Consider the following 8,625-nt stretch of genomic DNA (forward strand, 5'->3'; position numbering starts at 1 on the left):
TTTTCATCTTGTTATTCATTTACGGAGGTTGATACTAATTTCTCTAAGCCCGCGATCAGCGTGTTGTATCCGGCAACCGCTTCGCTCTTTTTAAGGCTGTAATCCAGTAATTGGCGTTCTAGTTGGATGATGTCCGTGAGGGAAGTCGTTCCTGCCGAAAATTCGCGGATCATCAACTGGTAGGTCGACCGGGACAAGTCTTGCTGCTTTGTGTACAGGTCTATTTTGCGCGAGGCATTGGCCAGTTGTTTCCTCTTTCTTCAGCAGCCCTTCCCGCCACCAGCATTGGAATACGGGGACGACAAACATGGTCATCGACTGGATCAGCATGCCGTCGAAAGTCGGGATTGCCATCGGAACTATAATATCGGCTCCCTTTCCGGTCGAGGTGAGGACGGGGAGCAGGGCGACCAGGGTGGTCGCGGTTGTCATGGCTGCGGGACGTACACGTTTGAGTCCTGCTGTCACGACGGCTTCACGTATGGCGTGCCTGGTCTGCGGGTCCTTTTCCAGGAAGACGTGATGGATGTAAGTACCCATCAGCACACCGTCGTCTGTCGCCACTCCGAAAAGGGCGATGAAGCCGACCCATACGGCTACGCTCAGGTTAATGGTATGCATCTGGAACAGGTCCCGCATATTGACTCCCGCCAGCGAAAAGTTCATGAACCAGTCCTGACCGTACAGCCAGAGCAGGATAAAGCCGCCGGCGAAAGCTACGAATACACCGGAGAAATGAATCAACGAAGCTGTAAGGGTCTTGAACTGGAAATACAGAACCAGGAGGACGATCAGCAGGGCCAGGGGAACGACGATCATCAGCCGGGCGGTGGCACGTTCCTGTTGTTCGTAGTTTCCGGCAAACTTGTAGGAAACGCCTTTTGTTAGTTTCAACTCTCCGTTTTGTATCTTTCCTTCGATCACTTTTGTCGCTTCTTTCACAACGTCCACTTCCGCTTTTCCCTGTTTCTTGTCGAAGATCACGTAGCCGACCAGGAAGGTGTTCTCACTCTGGATCATCTGGGCGCCTCGGGCATATTCGATATCGGCGAGTTCTTTCAATGGGATCTGGGCGCCGGTGGCTGTCGGAACCAGGAGCATGGACAATGCTTCCGGATTATCACGCAGTTCGCGGGCATAGCGGAGGCGCACGGGGAAACGCTCGCGGCCTTCGACCGTCTTTGTTAGGATCATGCCGCCGACGGCTGCACTTAGTATTTCCTGTAAATCTTCGACGTTCACTCCGTACCGGGCCATGTTATCCCGGTTCAGCTTAATCTCCAGATAAGGTGCTCCGACCGCCCGGTCATAGAATACGGACGAAGGGATCACGGAAGGAACGTCTTTGAGCGCCTGTTCGATCGCCTTTCCGCTTTGCTCGATCGTTTCCAGATCCGGCCCGTATATCTTCAATCCCATCGGAGCGCGCATACCGGTCGAGAGCATGACAAGGCGTGCCTCTATCGGTTGCAGTTTCGGGGCGGATGTGAGTCCGGGCAGGTGGGTGACGTTGACGATTTGCTGCCAGATATCGTCGGTGTTCTTGATTTCGGGACGCCATTGCCGGAAATAGTCTCCTTTGCGGTCCGGTATCAGGCTATCTGCCGGAATCAGGCGGAAGCCGTCTGCCGGATTGTAGGTGCCTCCGTTTCTCAGGAGATATTCTCCTTTCCGGTTCACTTTGAAACGTTCCCGCTTTCCGTCTTCGTTCAGGATATATTCGGGACGATAGTTGATCGTATTCTCGAACATCTGGGCGGGAGCCGGATCGAGTGCCGAGTTTACCCGTCCCCATTTGCCGATTGCCGTTTCCACTTCGGGGATGGCTGCCAGGCGTTTGTCCAGCGCTTCGATATAATTCAGGTTTTGCTCGATTCCTGTATGGGGCATGCTGGTCGGCATCAACAGGAATGAACCTTCGTTGAGGCTGGGCATGAACTCTTGCCCGATCCGTTTCCAGATCAGGATGCCGCATAGGATAGTCGCGATCGGTAGCAGCATGAACTTCCACCGGTTATTCAGACACCAGCGAAGGATACGTTCGTAGTAGATCACCAGTAACCAGAGCAGTGCAAGAATGATGGCGATACATCCTGTTACGAAAAGAAGATTGACGATAATGCCTTTCTGGGGGCCCATCGGCAACCATTCTTCTGCCAAGAAGTAGGTGGCGACGACAAGTGCGATACCGATATTGATATAGTTACTTATTCCGGGTTTCTTCCAACGGTGAGCAAGCAGGTTGTTAAGTCCGACGGCTGTAAGTCCGAGTGCCGGAATATTACTGTACAGGACAGACAAGAGGACACCTGCTGCAATCAGTATGTAGTTGAGCACTTTCCGTATCCGCTTTGAGTCGATCCGTACCGAAAACAATATATAGGATAAGGTCGGCAGCAAGATCAATCCCAATACGAAAGCAGAGGCCAGCGCATAGGTTTTCGTGTAGGCGAGGGGAGAGAACATTTTTCCTTCCTGTGCCTCCATTGCAAAAACGGGCAGGAAACTGACGATAGTCGTGATCATCGCCGTGGCAATGGCCCCCGATACTTCACTGACCGTCTTATAAATAAGGTTTACCATCGCTTTCCCTTTGCGGATGCCTCTGTTTTCCGGCATCTCCATATACCGGATGATGCTTTCGACAAACACGACGCCGACGTCCACCATCACGCCGATAGCGATGGCGATACCCGAAAGGGCAACAATATTGGCGGCTATTCCTGTGTAGCGCATGATGATGAAGGTAGACAACACGGCGATAGGGAGCATGCTGGCTATCACGACGGATGCCCGGAGGTTGAGGACCAGCACGATGATAACGATGATACAGATCAGTATTTCGTGGGATAAAGATGTTTCGAGCGTGCCGATTGTCTCTTTGATCAAGCCTGTCCGGTCGTAAAAAGGTACGACGGTGATTTTGGAGACAGTCCCGTCGGACAAGGTTTTCTGGGGAAGTCCGGGCGCCATCTCCTTGATTTTGTCTTTTACATTATTAATGACTTCCAAAGGGTTGGAACCATACCGGGCGATCACGACACCGCCGACTGCTTCGACACCTTCTTTATCCAGCCCGCCGCGCCGCGTACCCGGACCGATATTTACAAACGCTACATCGGAGATGCGTACCGGCACACCGTCACGAACCGTCACGACGGCCTTTTCCAGGTCGGATACATCTTTGATATAGCCCAGGCCGCGGATCAGATATTCGACCTTATTGATCTCCATTGTCTCGGCGCCGATATCGAGATTGCTTTTCTTGATCGCCCCCATAATATCCATGACGGAAACATTAAAGGCGCGCATGGCATCCGGATTCAGCTCGACTTGGTACTCTTTCACGAAACCTCCGGCTGATGCCACTTCCGACACTCCTTCGGCGGCCGAAAGGCTGTATTTGACATAGTAGTCCTGTATGGTACGCAGCTCTTCCGCATTCCATCCGCCTGTCGGTTTTCCGGTTGCCGGATCGCGTCCTTCCAACGTGTACCAGTAGATTTGTCCTAAAGCGGTTGCATCCGGACCCAACGCCGGTTGTACGCCTTCGGGCAGCGTGCCGGGGGGAAGGGAGTTGAGCTTTTCGAGAATCCGCGAACGGCTCCAGTAGAATTCGATATTATCATCAAAAATAATATAGATGAAGGACATGCCGAACATGGAAGAGCTACGGATCGATTTGACTCCGGGAATCCCCAACAGGGAAGTGGTCAGCGGATAGGTGATCTGATCCTGGATATCTTTGGGCGAACGTCCCATCCATTCGGTCGCTACGATCTGTTGATTATCGCCGATGTCGGGAATCGCGTCTACCGGAATCGGATTGCGGGGAATGATCCCTCCGTGCCAGTTAAATGGAGAAGTCGAGATGCCCCATACGACTACCAGCACTAAGATCAAAAAAAACGATAAACATGTTCAAAATACTTATATCGAGGGAAAGGTAATAAATCCCCGGTTATTGGATAATTTGTTAGCTATTTCATTCTTAGTTCGATAGCTTTTTACATACGATTTAATTTATTGTGTTAAAGAACGGAATACTAACATTTTCTTTAAATAAAATGGAAAGTTTAGCTATTGTGCTATAATTACTTTTCGTATCTTCACCGAGAAATAAATTTTGGTTCTACGTTTTTTTAATTATTAAGTTGCTGGAAATATGGTAATAGCTTATTTAAGAGTAGGAACTTCAAACAAGGAACTTCTAGAAGAACAGAAAGATGAGATTGAACGTTATGCTTCGAATCATGATATGAATGTCGATAAGTGGATTACGGATGTCACTGTTGACAAAGGGAGGGAAGATGAACGTAATCTCGCTAGGGTACTGGATCGTATGCAAAAAGGCGATAGTCTGATCTTTTCGGATATTTCCCGCTTGGGACGAACTTTGTCGGAAGTTATGGATATTATGGGACGCTGCATGGAAAAAGGCGTTCAGATCTATAGTATAAGAGACCGGTATATCCTAGATCAGGCATTGGATTTGCCAGTTATGGGAAACGTGTTCAAGTTGGTGACGGAGATCGAACACAGTTTGATGTCAATCCGTACCAAAGAGGCATTGAATTATAAGAAGAGCGCGGGAGGCCCGTTAGGCCGTCCGAAAGGATCGGCTGCAAAACAGTCTTTCCTGGATGCGAATAAAGAAGAGGTGATCAGCATGCTTGAACGCGGAGACACTGTTTTCGAAATTTGTAAACGTTTTAATGTTTCCAGAAATACCTATTATATGTTCAAACGGAACTACGGACTCTAAAACCAATCCTTTTTCCGCATGTATAGCCAGGTCGAGATTGCTGTCAGTAGCATGAGTGACCAGGCTATGCCATACCCGTATTGCCAGTCCAATTCTGGCATCATCTTGAAGTTCATCCCCCATATACCAGCCAGGAATGTCAGCGGGATGAAGATCGTGGATACGATTGTCAGGCGTTTCATGATCGCATTCATGCGCAGGTCGTTATTGGATATGTAGAGATCGACCAGGGAAGATATGATTTCCCGGCAGCTTTCGGTTGTCTGGATGATGAACTGCAACTGGTCGGATAAGTCGTTATAGATGGGAAGGATGTCGGAGCTTATGATTCCGTTTTCGGTGCGCAGCAGTTTGGCAAATTGCTCTTTCAGTGGTTGGCTGTTCTTGCGGATAACCATATATTCTTTCCGACGTTGTTGGATAAGCAGCCCCATATTACCTTGGTCGTTTTTGATATCGAGCAGGGTCTCTTCTATATCCTCAAGCATTTCCTCCACTTTGGAGGCCGATTCCACTAAATTGGCAATGATCGTATTTAAAAGGAATGCCAGGAGTAGTCCGCTGTTTTTTCGGCGAATATTCAGCATATCGGATTCGATGGCTTTGTAGGCATTTTCGAATACAGGATTGTTGCTTTCCGTGAAGCTGATGACTACGTTTCCTGTGATTAGGATGCTGATATGTTCGGAGTTGATCTCCATATTGGTGTCGTAGTAGGAAGAATTGAGTACGATAAGCATGTGTTTGTCATACTCTTCTATCTTGACTACGTGTTGGGGAGTCAGAATATCTTTGGCGTCCAGGTTATGCATCCCGAATTCATTGACGATACGCGTGACCGCCTCCGAATCAGTCAGACCGCTAACCTGGAACCAGTTGATACTATTTCCGTCGACAAATTTTTTGAACGACGTTTCGTTTGTCTTGATCTCCCGTGTGTGCAGAGTGTCGGTATTGTATTGTGTGAGGCTGATCCGGGTAACGGTATCATGCTCGCCGGCATAGAAATATCGGTCGGCAAGATGCCGGTTGGAAATATGCTTGCGCTTGTGTGGATGTACATATTCTCTTCGCCTCATATCTGTTTGTTCTTATTCGAGTTCTACAACCGTAATACCCGCACCTCCGAATTGGACATGTTCGTCGTGATACTGGCGGACGCCCGGAACAGTGTGCAGGTAATCGCGTATCAGCTGCCGAAGTATGCCTGTCCCTGTCCCGTGCAGAATACGGATGCGAGCGGCACCAACTTGTATGGCATCGTCCACAAAGTAAGTAACGGCCTGTAAGGCTTCGTCTCCTCTCATACCTCTAACATCTATCTCCTGCTTGAAGTTCAATTTCTTTTCATGCATATCGTCCGCTGTCTGGACACTGACAAAAGTACTTTTTTGGATCTCTTTCTTGATTTGTCCTTTGCTGACCTTCTCCAGTTGTTCCAACTTGACTGTGCTCTTGATCATGCCGAATGCTACAACTGCCTGCTTTCCTTGAACTTCCATAACGGTTCCGGCTGAGACTTGTCCTTTGAGGCGGACGTTGTCGCCAGCTTCTATGACATCACGGTTGAAGACCTGCTTTGAGGCCGGCGCGTTTTGTTTCTGCTTTTTACGTTCTTTGCGTTCCTGTAATTTTGCCATTTTGCGGGCGATCTTGTCGTCCTCTTCTTCGGCTGCTATCACAGAAGCCTTGAATTCTTCCAAGGCTTTGCGGGCAAGCTTGGTCTGTTCCTTTTCCGCCTGTGCCTCTTTGATTTCGCGGATCGTGTTTTCGATCTTTGCGTTGGCTTCGGAAAGGATACGCTGTGCCTCTTCCTTGGCGTTACGCATGATCTCTTTCCGTTGTTTGTTTACGGCTTCCAAATCCTGCTCGTAGCGGGCGGTAATATCTTCCAGCTTCTTTTCTTGTTGGCGGATATTCTGTCGCTTGCTTTCCCAATAGCGTTTGTCACGAACGATATCCTGTAGATATTTATCCATATTGATATAGTCGGAGCCGACATTAGCAGATGCATCCGCAATGACATCTTCCGGTAGGCCGATCTTCCGGGCGATCTCGACGGCGAAAGAACTTCCCGGATTACCGATCGACAGCTTAAAGAGCGGTTGCATCAGGTGGCGGTCATAGAGCATGGCGCCGTTAACGATCCCTTCCGTGTCTTCAGCGAAATGCTTCAAGTTCTGGTAGTGAGTCGTGATAACGCCGTAGCTGTGATTCCGGTTGAAACGGTCCAACAGGGCTTCGGCAATCGCACCTCCGATCTGGGGCTCCGTACCACTACCGAACTCGTCAATCAAGATTAGAGTTTTGCTGTTACAGTTCTTGACGAAAAATTTCATGTTCGTCAAGTGTGAACTGTAGGTACTCAAGTCGTTTTCAATACTTTGCTCATCTCCGATGTCAATGAACATGTTTTCGAACAATCCCGTTTTCGAGCTTTCATATACGGGGATCAACAGGCCGCATTGCAACATATATTGCAGCAATCCGACCGTTTTCAGGCAAACGGATTTACCACCTGCGTTCGGCCCGGAGATAATCAGCAGGCGTTTTTTCTCTTCCAGGAGAATATCCAACGGGACAATCTGCTTGTTTTGTTTCTGTAACGAGAGGAAAAGCAGGGGATGCGCAGCGTGTATCCAGTCGATCTGCTGTTTGTCCTCGATGACCGGCTTGATTCCGTTTATCTGCTCGGCAAACAATGCTTTGGCGCGGATGAAGTCAATCTCGGCCAAGAACTCATAGGATTGCAGGATATCGGGGATTAACGGACGGATGAAATTTGTAAATTCCGTCAGGATCTTCATGATCTCCCTGCGTTCGTCGCCTTCCAGCTCGCGGATGCGGTTATTTGCCTCCACGACGACTTCCGGCTCGATGAAAACAGTCTTGCCGCTAGCCGATTCATCGTGCACGATCCCTTTGATCTTCCGTTTGAAAGCCGGAGCGACCGGGATCATCAGGCGCCCATCGCGCATGGTGGGAGTAATATCTTTATCTATTACACCTTCCGATTGTGCGGCGCGTAATATCGACTGCAAGCTGCGGGAGATACCGCTCATGGTAGCCGTGATCTCTTTTCGTATCTGCGCCAGTGAAGAAGAGGCATTGTCCTTCACCCGTCCGAATTTGTCGAGTATCGCGTCGATCTTTCCGATTAACTGCGGGAATACCTGAATATCGCCGGCAAGGGCGGTCAATGCCGGGTATTTGATCTCTTCTCCCTCTTCCAGGGAAGGGCGAAAGAAGCGGATAATATCGTTGATTGTCTGGAGCGAACGTTTCAGGTCGAATAGCTCTTTTTCATCTAGCCAGGTTCCTTCGGGGCGTATCCGCTTCAACGAATAACGCACATCAAAAAAATAACTGGCGGGAAACTCGTCTTCTCCGTGCAGGATACGAACAAACTCGTCAGTTTGTTCCAGACGTCGAGTTACGGTTTGATAATCGGCAGAGAATTCCATCTCTGCCACCCGTTCTTCTCCGAGCGGGCTTAAACATTTCTCTGAAATTAAACGACGGACTTTATCGAAGCCCGTTTTTTGTTCGAAATTTTGCGGATATATCACTTTCTTGTAAATGCTTTATTTTACTTCGACCGTCACGGACCGGCGAATGGTCGGGCGGACGATGATTTCCATTTTGTTTTTACCCCTTTTGATATCGAACGTACAGGCATTATTTCCGGATGGGTTGATATACGGGGCGTAATAATATAAATATGAGTAGGCGGTCTTGTTACCGGGTTTCTGGATCGCATCGGCTACTTGTGGGTATTTGAATGTGTCCCAGAACATACAACGTTTGAAACCGTTGGCATCCGTAAACTGGGTTTTCGGATCGCGGTATTTCATCGTGTT

The 8,625-nt window shown here is 48.9% G+C and carries 3 protein-coding genes and 3 pseudogenes; 1 reads left to right on the forward strand and 5 read right to left on the reverse strand.

Going from position 1 to position 8,625, the window contains the following annotated elements:
• Window positions 1-11: 11 nt before the first annotated feature.
• Window positions 12-254 (reverse strand): annotated as a pseudogene (locus BHV83_RS18970) (TolC family protein); the annotation flags it as partial.
• Window positions 250-3,903 (reverse strand): annotated as a pseudogene (locus BHV83_RS18975) (efflux RND transporter permease subunit); the annotation flags it as partial. The pseudogenes BHV83_RS18975 and BHV83_RS18970, both read right to left, overlap by 5 nt.
• Window positions 3,904-4,165: 262 nt before the next feature.
• Here BHV83_RS18975 and BHV83_RS18980 point away from each other — a divergent pair.
• Entirely contained in the window at window positions 4,166-4,765 is a 600-nt protein-coding gene (locus BHV83_RS18980) for a recombinase family protein (protein ID WP_122206225.1), read from the forward strand.
• On the opposite strand, the gene corA is transcribed toward BHV83_RS18980, so the two are convergent.
• The 3 genes and pseudogenes from corA to BHV83_RS18995 form a co-directional block, all read right to left on the reverse strand.
• Complete coding sequence (corA, locus tag BHV83_RS18985) at window positions 4,762-5,844, reverse strand: magnesium/cobalt transporter CorA (protein ID WP_122206224.1); 1,083 nt, start codon at window positions 5,842-5,844, stop codon at window positions 4,762-4,764. The genes BHV83_RS18980 and corA overlap by 4 nt on opposite strands.
• A 12-nt stretch (window positions 5,845-5,856) precedes the next feature.
• On the reverse strand, window positions 5,857-8,334 hold the full coding sequence (locus tag BHV83_RS18990; protein WP_122206223.1) for an endonuclease MutS2: 2,478 nt from the start codon (window positions 8,332-8,334) through the stop codon (window positions 5,857-5,859).
• A 15-nt stretch (window positions 8,335-8,349) separates the two neighbouring features.
• Window positions 8,350-8,625 (reverse strand): annotated as a pseudogene (locus tag BHV83_RS18995) (signal protein PDZ); the annotation flags it as partial.

This window comes from Parabacteroides sp. merdae-related_45_40 (genome assembly GCF_001915675.1).